Source organism: Aliiroseovarius sp. (assembly GCF_965228805.1).
GTDB lineage: Bacteria > Pseudomonadota > Alphaproteobacteria > Rhodobacterales > Rhodobacteraceae > JASBTN01.
Genome location: NZ_CBDDIE010000003.1, coordinates 2,666,571 through 2,681,671 on the forward strand (window position 1 = coordinate 2,666,571; position 15,101 = coordinate 2,681,671).

Genomic DNA, 15,101 nt, shown 5'->3' on the forward strand with positions numbered 1-15,101 from the left:
CCACATCACGGGGCATCCGGCAAAGGATACCCCAGATGCTGTGTTTGCTGGGCAGTTAGGTCAGCCCTTCATGCGTTCTTCCTGCCACGCTCGCGGGGCTTTCAGGAAGCGTTCGACCTCGGTGAGCGTCGCGTCGGAAAAGGCGCCTTGGGCCTTGGCTTCGGCCAGCACATCCCACCAGGTGCAGAGGTGAATGAGCTGAACGCCATGATCGCCAAGGGTTTTCTCGGTCTCGGGGAAAATGTCGTAATAGAAGATCACGGCGGTGGCCCCGCAGGAGGCGCCGGTGTCGCGAATCGCATCGACGAAAGACAGCTTCGATCCGCCGTCGGTGGTCAGGTCCTCGACCAGCAGCACGCGCTGACTATCGTCCATCGCGCCCTCGATCCGGGCGTTCTTGCCGTAGCCTTTCGGCTTCTTGCGCACATAGGTCATCGGCAGGGCCAGGCGTTCGGCCACCAGCGCGGCGAAGGGGATGCCAGCCGTTTCACCACCGGCGATGTTGTCGAAGGCCTCAAAGCCTGCCTCGCGCATGATCTGAACGGCCATGAAATCCATCAGCGTCGAACGGATGCGCGGGAAGGAAATCAGCTTACGGCAGTCGATGTACGACGGGCTGGGCAGGCCCGAGGCGAGGGTAAAGGGCTCGTCCGTGTTGAAGTTCACCGCGCCGATCTCCAAGAGCATGCGGGCGGTCAGGCGGGCGATTTCCTCTTTCGGGGGGAAGCTGGTGGGGATCATGTCATTCTCCGGTCGGCATGGGGGATGGGGCGGCGGGCGCGCGGTCGAAGACCAGCACCTGGGGGCTGCCCTGGGCGATGTCGAGCACGAAGCCCTGGGCCAGAAGATCGGCGATACAGGCGCTGATCGGGGCGGCGGGGCCGTGTTCGGGGTGGAATTCGATGACCAGACGTCTGAGGTCGGTCAGGTCGAGATGGGGCAGCAACGCGATCTCTCCGCCCTCGATATCCATGCTCAAGATGGTGGGGCGGAACTCGGCGATCAGACGGTTCACGTCGACCGTGGGGCGGGTGACGGTGGTGTCGCCGACCCCGGGTTCGGTCGAGGAGGCCCAGAAATCGGGGGCCAGGTGGAAGGCGGCCTCACCATCCTTGAGCGCGGCGATGGCGCTGATCAGGGGAGCGTCGCAGGCGTTCAGCTCGAAATTTCGGCGGATCGCCGGGGCGAGGTCGGGGTTCGCCTCGACCGCCAGGATCTGCAGGCCGGGGGCGGCGCGTGCGGCGTTGAGGGCGACAAGGCCGATACCGGCGCCCAACTCCAGCAACCGGTCATCGGGCGTGATGTCCTGTGTGATGGCGGCGATTTCGGCCGCTTCGTAATGGCCCGACAGGATGGTCAGCGCGACGAAGGGCGAGACGGCCGGGGCGGGCAGGGACAGGGTCAGGTCCGCGAGATCCGCCGTGCCGTGGCGCGACAGGCTGGCGAGCTGCTGCAGGAGCGGCAGCGTGTCGGCGGGCGCATGGGGCAGGGCTGCGTCGCAAAGGCGGGCGACCTCTTCCGGGGGCTGGCCGGTCAGAAAGGCCAGGCGGGCGTGGGCGGCCAGCAGAGGCCCGTTCTTGGGGAAGAGAGCGGCCCCCTCGGTCGCGAATTTCAGCCCCAGTTCCGGTGCGCCGGTCCATTCCAAGAGGTTCATCCGGGTGATGAAATGCCAGGGCAGGGGCGGGCCGGGGAAGGTGGTCTCACACGCCAGGCAATGGGCGGCGTCGCGCTGGCGTGCCTCGGCCAGGGCCAGGATCAGCTTGTTGGGGAACGGCAGGGCCAGCCCGGCGGTGAGGGCGCGGGCGTGGAGGTCTGCGGCCTCGGTCGGACGCCCGGCAGACAGCAGCGCGGTCAGCGCGCCCTGCACCGCGTGGGGCGGCAGGTCGATCGGGGCCCCCCGGGGCAGGGCCAACAGGGCTTCGGCCAGGGCCAGCGGGGGACCCTGTTGTGCCAAGTCTTGCAGGGCCCCGGGCGCGTTCATGCTTCGGTCACGGCCCAGTGGAGCGGGAAGCCGGGGTCGAAGACGGTAATGGGGCCGTCGGCGGTCTCGATCTTGTCCGGATAGGTGACCGCGTCGCCCTTGGTCAGGGTGATGGTCGCCTCGTTCGCGGGCAGGCGATAGAAGGCGGGGCCGTTCAGGGACGCGAACCCTTCGAGCCTGTCCAGCGCGCCGTCTTCCTCGAAGACCTGGGCCAGGCAGGACATGGTGTTGCTGGCGGTAAAGCACCCGGCGCAGCCGCAGGCGCTTTCCTTGTTCTCGTCGGTGTGGGGCGCCGAATCCGTGCCGAGGAAGAAGCGCGTATCGCCCGAGGTCGCGGCCTTGCGCAGGGCCTGGCGGTGGCTTTCACGCTTGGCCACCGGCAGGCAGTAGTAATGCGGCTTGATCCCGCCCACCAGGATGTGGTTGCGGTTGATGATCAGGTGGTGCGTTGTAATGGTCGCGCCGAGGTTTTCGGTGTTGGATTTCACGTAGTCGACACCGTCGGAGGTGGTGATGTGTTCCATCACCACGCGCAGGCCCGGCGTGGCGCGGCGGATCGGATCCAGCACGCGGTCAATGAACACGGCCTCGCGGTCGAAGATGTCGATGTCATGGTCCGTGACCTCGCCATGCACGCAGAGCGGCAGCCCGATCTCGGCCATTTTCTCCAGCACCGGGCGGACCTTGTCGAAGTTGGTCACGCCGGAGGCGGAGTTGGTGGTGGCGCCGGCAGGGTAGAGTTTCAGCGCCTTGACGAGGCCCGAGGCAGCGGCGGCTTCGACGTCTGCCGGGTCCGTGTCCTCGGTGAGATACAGGGTCATCAGCGGCTCGAACGTCATGCCCTCGGGCAGGGCGGCCAGGATGCGGTCGCGATAGGCGGCGGCCTGGGCGCCGGTGACCACCGGGGGCACCAGGTTCGGCATGATGATGGCACGACCGAAGTGGCGGGCGGTTTCGGGCAGGACGGCAGCCAGCACGGCGCCATCGCGCAGGTGCAGGTGCCAGTCGTCGGGGCGGCGGATCGTCAGGGTCTGTGTCATGGCGGCTGAGGGATAGCGCAGCCGGGCCGTTTGAGCCAGAGGGAACCGCCTACGGCGCGCGCAAAAGTTTTCAGAAAACTTTTGCCAAGACTTTTCTGAAAAGTCTTGGGCCGCTTGGTGGCCTCGTCAGTGGCAGGGTTCGACGAGGTCGCCGCTGTCTTCCCAGACCGGGGCAAACCCGGGCAGGGCGGGTTCGTCGGTGGCCAGTTCCAGCACCAGCCGGGCCGAGATCTGGTCGCGGTAGAAGCGCGGGTTCTGCAGGATCGCGGCGGGCAGGCGGCTCTTGTCGAAGACGCGGGTGCTGCGTTCCTCGACACAGACGCGATGCATCGGCCCCTCGCAGGGGGTGTTGCCGGACAGGAACCCTGCGCGCAGTTCGGCTTCGCGCGCCTGCAACAGTCGGATTTCGGTGCGGATCTGGGCCAGTTCCTCGGCCGGGTGAATGTTGCGCATATTGGCCCCCCTAGGCGTCATGTCATTGCAGTAAGGACAAGACTAGGGGCAGGTCGGTTACCCGGTCGTTAACTGGCCGACCGGTTTCTCAAAGCGGCCAGGGGCCCGGTTTGCGCGAGGGCAGCTCGTGTTCCAGACCTTTGTCGATGCGCTGGGCATCGCCGCCGAAGGCCTTTTTCAACGCCTGCCAGAGGAAGCTCTCCTGTTCCTCCTGACGCGCCTCGGCCAGGCGCTGGCGGCGTTGATAATTCATCAATTCACGGTCGTGTTGCATGATCACACCCTCTTGTTACCCCTACGAAAGGATAGGGGTATGGGGGTTTAGGATCGGTAAAGGGATGCGTGGCATTTGAGGCAAATGCCGCGCAGTGGCGTCAGAGCGACAGCTCTTCGACCTCGCGGGTCTTGTCCAGCATCTGCGCCGCGCCGTCGCGGGCGCGGCGGAACCGCGGCGCGTTCATGCGTTTGACCACCGAATTGCAGAGCATCTGCACCATACGATGGCGCTGTTCCCCCTGCAGCCGATCCAGCAGGCTGCGCAGGTAGGGCATGTTCACGCGCCGTGCCTGGCGATAGGCCCGGTGGAAGGCGGTGGCGGTGAGTTCGTCGCGCGCGGCCAAGTCCAGCATCTCGGGCAGCACGCCCATGCGCCAGAGCTTGGCCTCAAGGTCGTCGCCCAGACGCGGGCAGGTCAGTTGGGTGACATTGGCGCGGGTGAACAGGGACGCGTGCATGGCGTCGAGCTGCACTTCGGGGTCATGGATGACGAAAACCTGTTCGGCCCCTTCCACCATGTCGGGCGCATAGCCGTATCGGTCCGAGAAGCTGACCCGGCGCATCTGCGGGAACCTTTGGTCCCAGCGCGCAACTTTGGGATCAAGCGTTGCCTGCGGTTGCAGCGCGATCACCGTCGCGCCGGGGGCCACCACCGAATAGGCCGCCGCCGCATAGGCGCACATGCCGGCGCCGTAGAAGACCACGTGGTCAAAATCCTCGAAGAACCCGTCATCCACCAGACGGTCGAAATAGCCGTAAACGGCCGGGTCGCGGAACCAGGTATCGTCATGAGCGATCAGCGACAGATTGGACCAGCCCTGGCCCTCGACCAGCTCCCAGCCCATCGGTTCCTGGCTGTCCGACCCCTCGCGGATCGTCTCGACGGTTTCGAAGGTGACGATCAGGGTCGGCCCCTCATCGGTCAGCACGACGGAATGACGCTTGCCCAGCGGTTCGAAATAGCCGCGTTCCTCGCCCAGTTCCTCGATCCGATCCAGCCAGTCCTGCTGGCTCAGGTCAGCCATGTCGATGGTGTCGGCTTGCGCGGGGGCGTCGGTGGCGGTGGCTTCCAGCACGTCATCCTGCATCTGAATTCTCCAACTTCTCTGAGCCACGCCAGCCATCGGCGGGTCATCAAGGGTGTAATGCCATTTTAAAGGGGGCCGCACTGCGGGCACAATGGGGCGAAAAGATGATCTATGGTTAACGAAAGCTGAACAGGTTGACGTTACGGCATCAATCCGCCGAATTCCCGCGGGATTTGTTTGCAAAGCGGAACAGTTCGCGGGCTCGTTCCAAGGGCATAGGCCGCGCAGGCGGCGTCATCAGCAAGCGGCCGTAGAGTGCGCGAAAAGGTTCCTGCAACATCAAGGTTTCAAAGCGATTCTGTCGCCAGGCGACCGCCTCGGCATGAAGGCGCGCGAGGGTCTCATCGGCGCGCAGCCGTTCCAGATGGGGACGGGAGAGCGGGGACGCGACGCGAATGGACGTATCCTCGACCTGGGACCAGTTGCGCTCGGTCCAATAGTCCAGCCCCAGGCTGTCGGCGCCATGCACGGCACGCCCGCGATCTCGCTTCAAGATATAGCTTTCCATCGCGCCCAATGCGTAATGGTTGAGTTGTGCGAGTCCATAATGTGGCCGTCCGAAGGGGGAAAAGATCTGCTGGCGGCGGAACCGGGGTTCCAGTTCCCGCCCGTGCCCATCGAACCAGCGCGTGGCATCCGCCTTGCCATCCACCGGGCTGCGTGGGCGGTGCACGCCGAGTTTGCGATAGGCCCCAGACTGGCGGTAGAGCGTCTTGAACATGAAGGCGCGCCAGGGCCAGTACATGACCTCGGGCGCGGCGCGGGTGAATTGTTCGGTGATGGGCGCGTCGGTAAAACGTTCCACGCCCGCATTACCAAAGAGCCGCCAGGTCAGGGTGATGGCGTCGGCCTCGGGCAGGGCGGCCACCAGGGCCGAGAGCGTATGGTCGCCGGTGTGGATATTGACGAACTCGTCGATGTCGAGCGTCATCAGCCAATCGGCGTTTTTCACCAGCGGCTGCTTGTCGGCACGTTTCATCGCCGCCCATTGCACGCCGCCCTCATGGGGTCCGTCATTGCGGATATGTGTCAGCTCGCCCATCGCGTCGAGCCGGTCCAGCATCGCATCGGTGCCATCGTCGCAATCGTTCGAGAACACCAGGAACTCGGTAAAGCCCACGCCCCTGTGGTGGGCCAGCCATTCGAGCAGGAAGGCGCCCTCGTTTCGCACACAGAGGACCGCGAGGGCGCGCATTGTCACCAGCCTTTCAGGAAGGTCACGACCTTGGCGTCGGACCGTTTGGGATAGTAAGTGAGCCCGGCCTTGTGCATGGCGTCGAACACTGCCTGTACGCCCTTCTGGCGGATCCATTGCGGGTGCAGTTCAACGATGGCCGCGCGCAGGCAGGAGAGGTCGGCGGTGGGCAGGATATCGGCCTCGGCGCCCTCGATGTCGCAGACCAGCACGGTGGGTTTCAGGCGCTTGAACTCGGCGTTGATGTTGCGCATCTCGATCTTTTCGACGCGGGTCGGCTTGCCCTTCAGGCCACGCGGGTTTTCCTCCATGGACGACGCCAGGAAGTTACCGCGCACGTAGAAGTTCACCTTGCCTTTTTTCGGGCCCAGGATGGCATTGTGCACCTGGGCGTTCTCGACGCCGTTCTCGTCATAGACCGCCTGGATATAGGGCACCATATCGGGGTTCGCCTCATAGGCATGGACCTGGGCGACATTGAGGTTCTTGGCCATCAACGTGGACATGTACCCCATGCCCGCGCCCAGCTCGACCACCACGTCGTCGGGTTTCACGGTGGCGGTGACAGCCTGGGTCTCGCGATCCTCATATTGTCCCAGGCGCAGCGCCTTGCGGCGGCGGGGCGGGATCACCCGGCGGTCATTGGGAAAGCGGATCCCGCGCGACTTGATGAAGGGCGGGCCATTGTCAGGCGGCACGATCTCGAACGTGCCTTCGGTGTGAAGGTCTCTCATCTGCTCTTCCTCGTCTGTGGGGCGGCGCTTGTCGGTGGCTCTGATGGCCGTGCGTCCTGCCCCGTGGGTGAAACTAGCTCTCCATATCCAGCGCGAGGGCGTAGGCCACGCGCTCCATCTCGGTCAGTTTGGTGTCGAGCGCCTGGGCATAGAGCTCCTGGAATTCCGCCATCCCATGCAGCTCGGCGGCCTTGGCCTTGTGCCAGGCGACCCCGGCCTCGTGCAGGGCCAAGAGCGTGTCGTCCTGCAGTAGGCGGGCCAGTTCGGCCCGGGTGCGCGGTACGTTGCGCTTGATCGTGACGTCCCTGTTGCCGCCCCAATCCATGCGCACCCAGTAGTTGATGCCGATCGAGCGATCCACATGCAGGGCGCGGCCGCGCTGGCGCTTGATCAGGAAGCTTTCGGCAGACCGAAGCGCGTAGTGGTTCAGTTGCAGAAGGTCATAGCCGATGGTGCGCATGTCACTGCGCCAGCCCTTGTCCTTGTAGCCTTCGGTCATCGGCTGGCCCGAACCATTGACCCATTTCACCCCGTCGCGATGGGCATCGCGCAGCTTGTTGGGGCGGTGACAGGAAATCTTCTCGTAGGCGCCGATGTTCTTCATCATCGTCTTGAACCCCCAGACCGTGTGGGGTTTCGGGCAGTATTTCGGCGCGGCCTGGTCAAACTGCTCGATCACCAGCTCGTCGCGGAACTCGGTCACGCCATTGTGGCCGAAGAGGCGCCAGGTCATGGCGACATTGGTGGCATCCGGCACCCGGTCGAAGAAATCCGACAGCAGGCCATTGCCGCAGCGCACGTTGATGAATTCGTCCACGTCGATATGGATGACCCATTCGGCGTGTTTGATCACGTCTTCCTTCAGTGACTGGTTCAGCGCGTATTGCTGGGGCGAGTTGCCCTTCCACTTGTCGTTGTTGCGGTGCTGGAGCACGCCAAGCTCCTGCAAGCGATCCAGAATTTCGCTGGTCCCGTCCGAACAGTCATTGGTGTAGATCAGGAAATTGTCCACGCCCATGGCGCGGTGATAGGCGACCCATTCCAGAATGTAAGGTGCTTCGTTCTTCATGCAGCCAACGATGACATTACCGGAATTGCCCTTGGGCAGGTCGCGCAGGGGGTGTTCGGGGAAGGCCGCGGCGATCTCTTCTTCATTCACGCGCCCGATGCGGTTGTGCGGGGCAAAACGGCCGTCCTTGAGTTCGAAGAAGTTTTCCTTCGCGCGGGGCGTCATCAGCTTTTCGGCGGAGGGGGTGAGGGTGCTGCGGGGCGTGACCTCGTCGTGCTTGTCTGCCTTGGGGGAGGGCTTCACCTGTGCCTTCTCTGCCTCGCGCTGGGCGCGGCGGGCCTGGCGGGTGACGATGTCGATACGCGGCAGGAAGGCGGCCACATATTGCGTGGCGCGGTAGCCATTTGTGGGATCGGCTTCCTCCCAGGCAGGCAGGGCGCGATCACGTTTCAGACATTCACCCGGCAGATCATGGGTCTTGGCGAGGGTCTTGTTGTCCTTTTCGAACTTCTTGGACAGGTCCGAGAATTGGCCGGGAGCGATGGGGTCGCCGCCCACTGCAATCTCGCCCATGAAACGGCGCCAGAGCTGGCGCGGGATCACCCGGCCGGTGTCCAGCAGTTTGACGAAGACCGCATTCAGCTGCCGCCCGCGGGTGACCCAGGCCGCCGAGGGCTGGGCGGGAGGCGCGGATTTGGGGGCGCGGCCGATGTTCGGTTTGATGTCGAAACAGGCGCGGATTTCCTGCGTCAGATCGGCGGAGGCGAAGCGTTCCGGGTCATAGGCGCGGAACGTGACCGATCCTTCGCCAAAGACGGCCTCCCATTCCTCCTGCAGGGCCAGGTAGTCGAGCCAGAAGGGCGCGGCCTGAATATCGGGATGGGCGAGGCGCGCGGGATCGTCTGCGGTCCAGTCCTCAAGCGCGGCCTCGCGCCAGCTGGCGGCGTCCACCAGCGCCAGGTCCTGGTCGAGCGAGGCGGTGCGCCCGGACAGGACAGCATCGGCATAGTGACGGGTCAGCACGCGGGCTTGTTCGTCGACATGGGCGATCACACGGATGTCTTCGGACAGCGGCAGCAGCAGCGCGCGCAGACGCGCGAGTTCGGACGGCTGGCTGAGCGTGCAGAGCTGGCTGGCAGAGAGGATCAGCACCTCGGGCTTGTGTTTCTCGACCTCCTCACCGAGGTCGCGGGCAACGTTCTGGCGCAATTTTTCCTGCTTCGCCGGGTCGGCAAAACCGCGATTGGCGCGCAGCACGTCGACGCGGTCGGCGTCGGTTACCGCCATGTAAAGACGCGTGTGGTTCTTGCGCCCGGGGCTGCGCGCAAACAGAACGCCCTTGTCGATCAGCTGGTCGCGCTTGTCGTCCAGCACCTCTTGCAGGCGCGTGGCACCACAGTGTTCCATACCGATATGCAGGTCGATCCGCATCAGGCGGCCCCTTTCTTCAACTCGTCATCTTTGGGCGGGTTGGCGCCCGGATTTGCGTTTTCCACGCCCCACCAGGGCAGATCCAACCCCAGGAAATCGCTGATCTTCTCCGGTGCTGCCGTATCCTCGATCCGGTAGGCAAGGAAGTTTTCTGCGCCGTCGAAGATCTTGTGGCAAAAGGAAAAATGGCCTTCGATCCAGCGGATGAGATGGTCTTCCGAGGCGCCAAATTCCTTCGGCAAGCCGGGGATTGCCGCCACCCGCAGGCGGCGCGAGCCCATGTCGGACCAGCGCATCATGCTGTCCGCTTGGGCCGCCGGGTCGCGCATGGAGAGCAGGAATTTGGTGTCGGGATGGCGATCGCGAATGGCCTGGATCAGGCCGAAATCGCATTGAGGCCAGAAGTTGCGCTTGTTGCGCACCACGCTGACTTCCGTCAGCGCATCCGTGCCCTCGAAATGCATCAGGGGATCGCCGTGATCGAAATAGCCGCGATACATCAGCCCACCGACGAAGCCGCGCCGCTGGCCCTGGCGCAGGCGGAAATCGGCGACAGTGAGCCCGGCTTCACGCAGGGCGCGGGCGAGCGTGGTGGTGCCCGATTTCGGGAAGCCGAGGTTTATGATGCGGGGCAGGCTCAAACCGGAACCTCTTCGCCGATCAGCTCCAGTAGCGCGATCTCGGCCGGGCTGATTTTCGGCACGGATTTCAGGCGCTTGCGCAAGGCGACATAGTCCGGGTCCGCCATCAGCCGCTCAAGCGTTGCGCGATGGGCGGCGACGGCCTCGGCATGGAGGTCGGCGATCTCGGGATCGTCCAGAAGCCGTGCCATTTCTGCCTTCAAGCGGGGCAGGTAGCGCTGGATGGATCTATCCTCGAACGCGTCATCATTGCGTTCACGCCAATAGCTGTCGTCAAAGTCCCGGTTCTCGCGGTTCACATCGCCGCGGTCGTTCTTGACCAGATAGCTGTCCAATGAGCGCAGGGCGTAGTGGTTCAGCGTTGCCAGGTCGCGTGCGCCCTTGGCAGGGAACTTGCGAATGCGGCGCTTGTTGGCGGCGGTGCGGAACTTCCAAGGCACGTCACGCCCGCCGCCATCCTTCCAGACCGGGCGGCGGTCCTTGGGCAGGTTTTCCTTCATGAAGGGGCGATGCGCGCCGTAATACTTCACCGGAAAATCGTGCCGTATCAGTGTCTTGACCTCTTGTGCGGTCTCGTTGCACCAGATGTCCGGATTGTGCGAGCGGGTGAATTGTTCGATCACCGGGCGGTCTTCGTAAGCGTCCACATCGGCATTGGCGAAGAACTGGAAGGTGACGGAGATCGCGTGCGGGTCACCGCAGGCGTCAATCAGCTCGGGGATCGTGCCGTCGCCCACATGGATGTTCAGGAACTCATCCACATCAGCAATCCAGACCCAGTCCGAATTCAGCACCAGGTCCTGTTTCTTGGCGTCCTTCAACGCCTCCATCTGGTAATTGCGGCCCTGGGCGGGGTTGGGCAGGTGCTGGACCACGCCGCGCGCCGCCAGAGCGTCCAGCATCCGGTCGGTCGCATCGGTGCAGTCGTTTGAATAGAAAAGGAAATCCGTGACGCCCAGCACACGGTTGAAGGCGATCCATTCGATCAGGAAAGGGCCTTCGTTCTTGACACAGGTGACCGCCGTGATGCGCATGGTCACAGCTTTCGCCGGGCGATGCCCGTCAATTTGAAGAAACTCGTCATATCCCGCCTCTGCCCGGTTCTGTGCCAGGCTACTGGTTCATTGTTTCCAATACGTGTCTCATACCACGGGAATCGCGTCAACTTTTGCTGAAATTTGAACGGTCTGGTGTTGCGGGACGGACTCGCCCGCACATGACGTCAGACGCGGCTCATGGTGGCTGTCAGCGCGCCCATGGAAATCAGCGCCCCACCGCCCGCGCGGGTCATCCATTTCAGCACGCCGGGGCGGCGAATGCGGGTGCGCAACCGGTCGGCCAGCAGCGCATAGGCCAGCGCGTTCAGCGCGGCGAGTGTGACGAAGGTGGCGACCAGCACCACGAACTGCGGCGCCAGGGCCGCCTCTGGGCGGATGAACTGCGGCACGAAGGCGATGAAGAAAGCAATGCTTTTCGGGTTCAACGCGGTCACGGCGGCGGCGTGGGTAAAGATCTCGCCCACCGGTTTTTCTTCCGGTGCCGCCATGTCCATCGACACGGGCGGGGAGCGCAGGAGCTTGACCCCGAGATAGACCAGATACACAGCGCCCACCCATTTCAGCGCGGTAAACAGCGTGGCGGAGGCCAGCACCAACGCGCCAAGGCCCAGAAGCGATGCGCTCATCGCCACGAGATCGCCCAAGGCCACGCCCAGGGCCATGCCCACGGCGACCCGCTTGCCCTGGGTCAGTGCATAGGACAGGACCAGCAGGATGGTCGGGCCGGGAATGATCAGGATGGCAAAGCAAGCAGCCACGAAGGCGAGCCAGAGGTCGAGCGGCATGGGATTTCCTTTCAGGCGAACTCAGCCCCGCGCGGGCGGCGAAGTCAACCCTTGGTCAGCCGCGCCCCCAGGATGGGCGCCAGCAGGATTACGGTAAAGAGCCGCATCAGGTGGTGGGTGACGACAAAGCTCAGGTCGGCCCCGGCGATGATCGCGACCACGACCATTTCGCCCTGGCCGCCGGGCAGGAAGGACAGGGCCATGTCCAGCGTGTCGGCCCCGCTGATCTGCACGGCGATCCAGAGGAAGCCCAGGGAAATCAGGGTCAGGAGCACCGCGTAGCCCAGGCCCGCGCCGATATCGACGCGGATTTCACGCGGGGTGATGCCGACGTATTTCGCCCCCACGGACAGGCCGATGAAGAACTGCGCGGCCCAGATCATCTCGGCCGGCGGGCGGCTCTGGATCACGCCGGTGAGCGACAGGGCGGCGGTCAGGATCATCGGGCCCAGGATCGACGCGCCAAAAAGGCCGACCCTTTCGGCGATCTTCCACCCGGCCAATCCGCTGGCCGCCATGATCGCGATTTGCCCCCAGCCCACGGCGCTGGCGGGCGCACCGGGTGCGGCGGTCAGGTCGATGTCCCAGATCCAGGCGATGACGAAGGGGGCGGTTGCAACGATGGCCAGCACGCGGGTGGCGTGAATGAGGCTCATCGCGCGCACGTCGCCGCCCGCTTCTTCGCCAAAGACCAGCATGTCCTGCAAGCCCCCGGGCATGGCGGCGTAGAAGGAGGTGGCGCGATCAAAGCCCAACAGCTTGTGAAAGAAGGGAAAGCCGACCAACCCGATCACGCCGACAAAGAGCGGCACCAGCACCAACGTCGGCGCGAACCCCGGCAGGGCGGACAGGGTATTCGGCGTTATCGAGGCGCTGATGGCGATGCCCAGGATGGTGCGCATGGCGGTGCCGATCACCCCCATGCCCTCCAGCTTTGCGCCTGCCACGGCAAAAAGCAGGCAGGCGGTCAGCGGGCCCATCAGGAAGGGCAGGGGCAGGTTCAGGACCAGAAACACCCCGGTGCCCAGGCAGGCGGCGCCAAGGGTGATTGCGCGCGCGTGGGTGTACAGTTGCATACCAATAGAATGCGCCTCGAAACCGTTTCGCGCAAGGGGCTTGACCGCCACGCCGCCCCATGCCCCACTGACCTCAACTTGCGGAGGAGAGGATGACAGCCATTCCCGACACGATCGACGGCATGCAGGCCATGTTGGCCGATCAGGACTATGTCTGCGGCCGGGCGCTGGGCACGGTGGTGTTCCTGGCGCTGACCCTGGGACGGCCGCTGTTTCTGGAAGGCGAGGCGGGCGTCGGCAAGACCGAGATTGCCAAGGCGCTGGCGGCGGGGCTGGGGCGGCGGCTGATCCGGCTGCAGTGCTATGAGGGGTTGGATGCGGCCAGCGCGGTACATGAATGGAATTTCGCAGCCCAGATGGTCGCCATTCGCGCCGCCGAAGGGGCGGATCGCGACGGGCTGGTGGAGGATCTGTTCTCGGACCGTTACCTGATCCGGCGTCCGCTGCTGGAGGCGATGTCGCCGCAACCCGGCGGCGCGCCGGTGCTTTTGATCGACGAGCTCGACCGCACGGATGAACCGTTTGAAGCCTTCCTGCTGGAGGCCCTGTCGGATTTCCAAGTCACCATTCCCGAACTGGGCACGATCCGCGCGCCGGAGCCGCCGATTGTCATCCTCACCTCGAACCGCACCCGCGAGGTGCATGACGCGCTGAAACGGCGCTGCCTGTACCATTGGGTCGACTACCCGGATTTTGCCCGTGAGATGGAGATCCTGGCCGCGCGCGCACCGGAGGCGAGTGAGAAGTTGAGCCGCGAAGTCATTGCCTTCGTTCAGAAACTGCGCACCGAGGACCTGTTCAAACGCCCCGGCGTGGCGGAGACGATCGACTGGGCGAAGTGCCTGCTGGCGCTGGATGTGATCGAGCTGTCGCCCGAGGTGATTGCCGACACGCTGGGGGCGATCCTGAAATACCAGGATGATATTCAACGGCTGCAGGGCTCTGAGGCCAAGCGGCTGCTCGATGAAGTGCGCGCGGAGGTGGGGGCGTGAGGCGGTCTCCGTTTTCTTCGAAGAAAACGGGCCGGAATTTTCGAAAATTCCGGGTGGTGCCGCATGGCTGAACTGCCCCCCCTGGACCTGCCGGACGATCCCCGGCTGGCGGCGAACATTACCCATTTCGCCCGCGCGCTCAGGGCTGCCGGGCTGCCGGTCGGGCCCGGCAAGGTGATCAAGGCGGTGCGCGCGGTGGCCGCGGTGGGCTTTACCGACAAGCGCGATTTCTATTGGGCGCTGCACGCGGTTTTCGTCACCCGGCCCGAGCAGCGCCGGGTCTTTGCCCAGATCTTTCGCCTGTTCTGGCGCGACCCGCGCTATGTCGAACACATGATGGCGATGATGCTGCCCGCCGTGCGTGGGGTGCAGGAGGACCGCGCGCCCAAACCCGCCGAGAAACGCGCAGCAGAGGCTTTGCTGGACGGGGTCGAGCGCGATGCGCCGGACCTGCCCGAGGGTGAGGGGACCGAGATCGAGGTCGACGCCACCCTGACCATGTCGCGCGAAGAGCGGCTGCGCAGGCTGGATTTCGAACAGATGTCGGCCGAGGAAATGGCCGAGGCGAAACGCCTGCTGGCCCGGCTGCACCTGCCGGTGAGGCCGCTGACCTCGCGCCGTACCATGGCCCATCCGCGCGGGGCGAAACCGGACTGGCGGCGCACGCTGCGCGCCTCGCTGCGCACCGGGGGCGACCTGGCCGAGATTGCAACGCGCAAGAACCGCGTTCGCTGGCCGAACCTGGTGGTGCTTTGCGATATTTCGGGCTCCATGTCGGCCTATAGCCGGGCGGTTCTGCACTTCCTGCATGCGGTGGCGAACCGCCAGGGGCAGGGCTGGGCCAAGGTGCATGGGTTTACCTTCGGCACGCGGTTGACGAACATTACCCGTCACCTGGCGACCCGGGACGTGGACGCCGCCCTCGCCGCCGCCGGGGCCGAGGCGCAGGATTGGGAGGGCGGCACGCGCATCGGTGCCTGCCTGCACGCTTTCAATCGCGACTGGTCGCGGCGGGTGCTGGGGCAAGGCGCGGTGGTGCTTCTGATCACCGACGGGTTGGACCGGGATGACGCGGAGCAGCTGGGGCGTGAGATGGAGCGGCTGCACCTGTCCTCGCGCCAGCTGATCTGGCTGAATCCGCTGCTGCGCTGGGACGGGTTTGCCCCGAAAGCGGCGGGCATTCGCGCCATGTTGCCCCATGTGGACAGTTTCCGTGCGGGGCACAATATCGCCTCTCTGGCGGCGCTGGCCCAGGCGATTTCACGTCCTGAGGATTCGGGCGACAAGGCGCGGTTGATGGCGCTCATGTGATGAATGAGCTTTTGGTTCTATATGTCAAAAA

The 15,101-nt window shown here is 64.6% G+C and carries 15 protein-coding genes; 2 read left to right on the top strand and 13 right to left on the bottom strand.

The annotated features are described in order from the left end of the window. Window positions 1–60: 60 nt before the first annotated feature. The 13 genes from ACO07D_RS14120 to ACO07D_RS14180 all read right to left on the bottom strand — a co-directional run bounded on the left by ACO07D_RS14120 (window position 61) and on the right by ACO07D_RS14180 (window position 12,767). Window positions 61–741 (bottom strand): orotate phosphoribosyltransferase, encoded by a 681-nt coding sequence (locus ACO07D_RS14120; protein ID WP_421703584.1) that lies wholly within the window; start codon window positions 739–741, stop codon window positions 61–63. Between the two features lies 1 nt (window position 742). Next, a complete protein-coding gene (locus ACO07D_RS14125) occupies window positions 743–1,981 on the bottom strand; it encodes an FkbM family methyltransferase (RefSeq protein WP_421703585.1) in 1,239 nt (412 codons plus the stop codon). After that, a complete protein-coding gene (gene pyrC, locus ACO07D_RS14130) occupies window positions 1,978–3,021 on the bottom strand; it encodes a dihydroorotase (protein WP_421703586.1) in 1,044 nt (347 codons plus the stop codon). Before pyrC ends, ACO07D_RS14125 begins: the two co-directional genes overlap by 4 nt. Window positions 3,022–3,147: 126 nt before the next feature. Then, a complete protein-coding gene (locus ACO07D_RS14135; RefSeq protein ID WP_421703587.1) occupies window positions 3,148–3,474 on the bottom strand; it encodes a hypothetical protein in 327 nt (108 codons plus the stop codon). Between the two features lie 88 nt (window positions 3,475–3,562). Beyond that, entirely contained in the window at window positions 3,563–3,748 is a 186-nt protein-coding gene (locus tag ACO07D_RS14140) for a hypothetical protein (protein ID WP_421703588.1), read from the bottom strand. A gap of 100 nt (window positions 3,749–3,848) precedes the next feature. Continuing rightward, the gene (locus ACO07D_RS14145) at window positions 3,849–4,838 is read right to left on the bottom strand and encodes a phosphoadenosine phosphosulfate reductase (protein WP_421703589.1); all 990 of its coding nucleotides are present in this window, start codon (window positions 4,836–4,838) and stop codon (window positions 3,849–3,851) included. 148 nt (window positions 4,839–4,986) lie between these two features. Continuing rightward, window positions 4,987–6,033, bottom strand: coding sequence for a glycosyltransferase family 2 protein (locus tag ACO07D_RS14150; protein ID WP_421703590.1), 1,047 nt, complete (start codon window positions 6,031–6,033; stop codon window positions 4,987–4,989). 2 nt (window positions 6,034–6,035) lie between these two features. Continuing rightward, on the bottom strand, window positions 6,036–6,767 hold the full coding sequence (locus ACO07D_RS14155) for an FkbM family methyltransferase (protein ID WP_421703591.1): 732 nt from the start codon (window positions 6,765–6,767) through the stop codon (window positions 6,036–6,038). Window positions 6,768–6,840: 73 nt separating this feature from the next. Continuing rightward, window positions 6,841–9,207 (bottom strand): glycosyltransferase family 2 protein, encoded by a 2,367-nt coding sequence (locus ACO07D_RS14160; protein ID WP_421703592.1) that lies wholly within the window; start codon window positions 9,205–9,207, stop codon window positions 6,841–6,843. Then, entirely contained in the window at window positions 9,207–9,848 is a 642-nt protein-coding gene (locus ACO07D_RS14165; protein WP_421703593.1) for a sulfotransferase, read from the bottom strand. The genes ACO07D_RS14160 and ACO07D_RS14165 overlap by 1 nt, the downstream gene beginning before the upstream one ends. Beyond that, the gene (locus ACO07D_RS14170; protein WP_421703594.1) at window positions 9,845–10,882 is read right to left on the bottom strand and encodes a glycosyltransferase family 2 protein; all 1,038 of its coding nucleotides are present in this window, start codon (window positions 10,880–10,882) and stop codon (window positions 9,845–9,847) included. The genes ACO07D_RS14165 and ACO07D_RS14170 overlap by 4 nt, the downstream gene beginning before the upstream one ends. A gap of 188 nt (window positions 10,883–11,070) precedes the next feature. Further along, a complete protein-coding gene (locus ACO07D_RS14175) occupies window positions 11,071–11,691 on the bottom strand; it encodes a LysE family translocator (RefSeq protein ID WP_421703595.1) in 621 nt (206 codons plus the stop codon). Window positions 11,692–11,735: 44 nt separating this feature from the next. Further along, complete coding sequence (locus ACO07D_RS14180; RefSeq protein WP_421703596.1) at window positions 11,736–12,767, bottom strand: AbrB family transcriptional regulator; 1,032 nt, start codon at window positions 12,765–12,767, stop codon at window positions 11,736–11,738. A 92-nt stretch (window positions 12,768–12,859) separates the two neighbouring features. Between ACO07D_RS14180 and ACO07D_RS14185 the strand changes: the two genes are divergently transcribed. Together ACO07D_RS14185 and ACO07D_RS14190 are read left to right on the top strand one after the other, a co-directional pair. Continuing rightward, the gene (locus ACO07D_RS14185; protein ID WP_421703597.1) at window positions 12,860–13,759 is read left to right on the top strand and encodes an AAA family ATPase; all 900 of its coding nucleotides are present in this window, start codon (window positions 12,860–12,862) and stop codon (window positions 13,757–13,759) included. Between the two features lie 63 nt (window positions 13,760–13,822). Beyond that, window positions 13,823–15,070: a vWA domain-containing protein gene (locus ACO07D_RS14190; RefSeq protein ID WP_421703598.1), complete on the top strand. Its 1,248-nt coding sequence runs from the start codon at window positions 13,823–13,825 to the stop codon at window positions 15,068–15,070. Window positions 15,071–15,101: the final 31 nt, after the last annotated feature.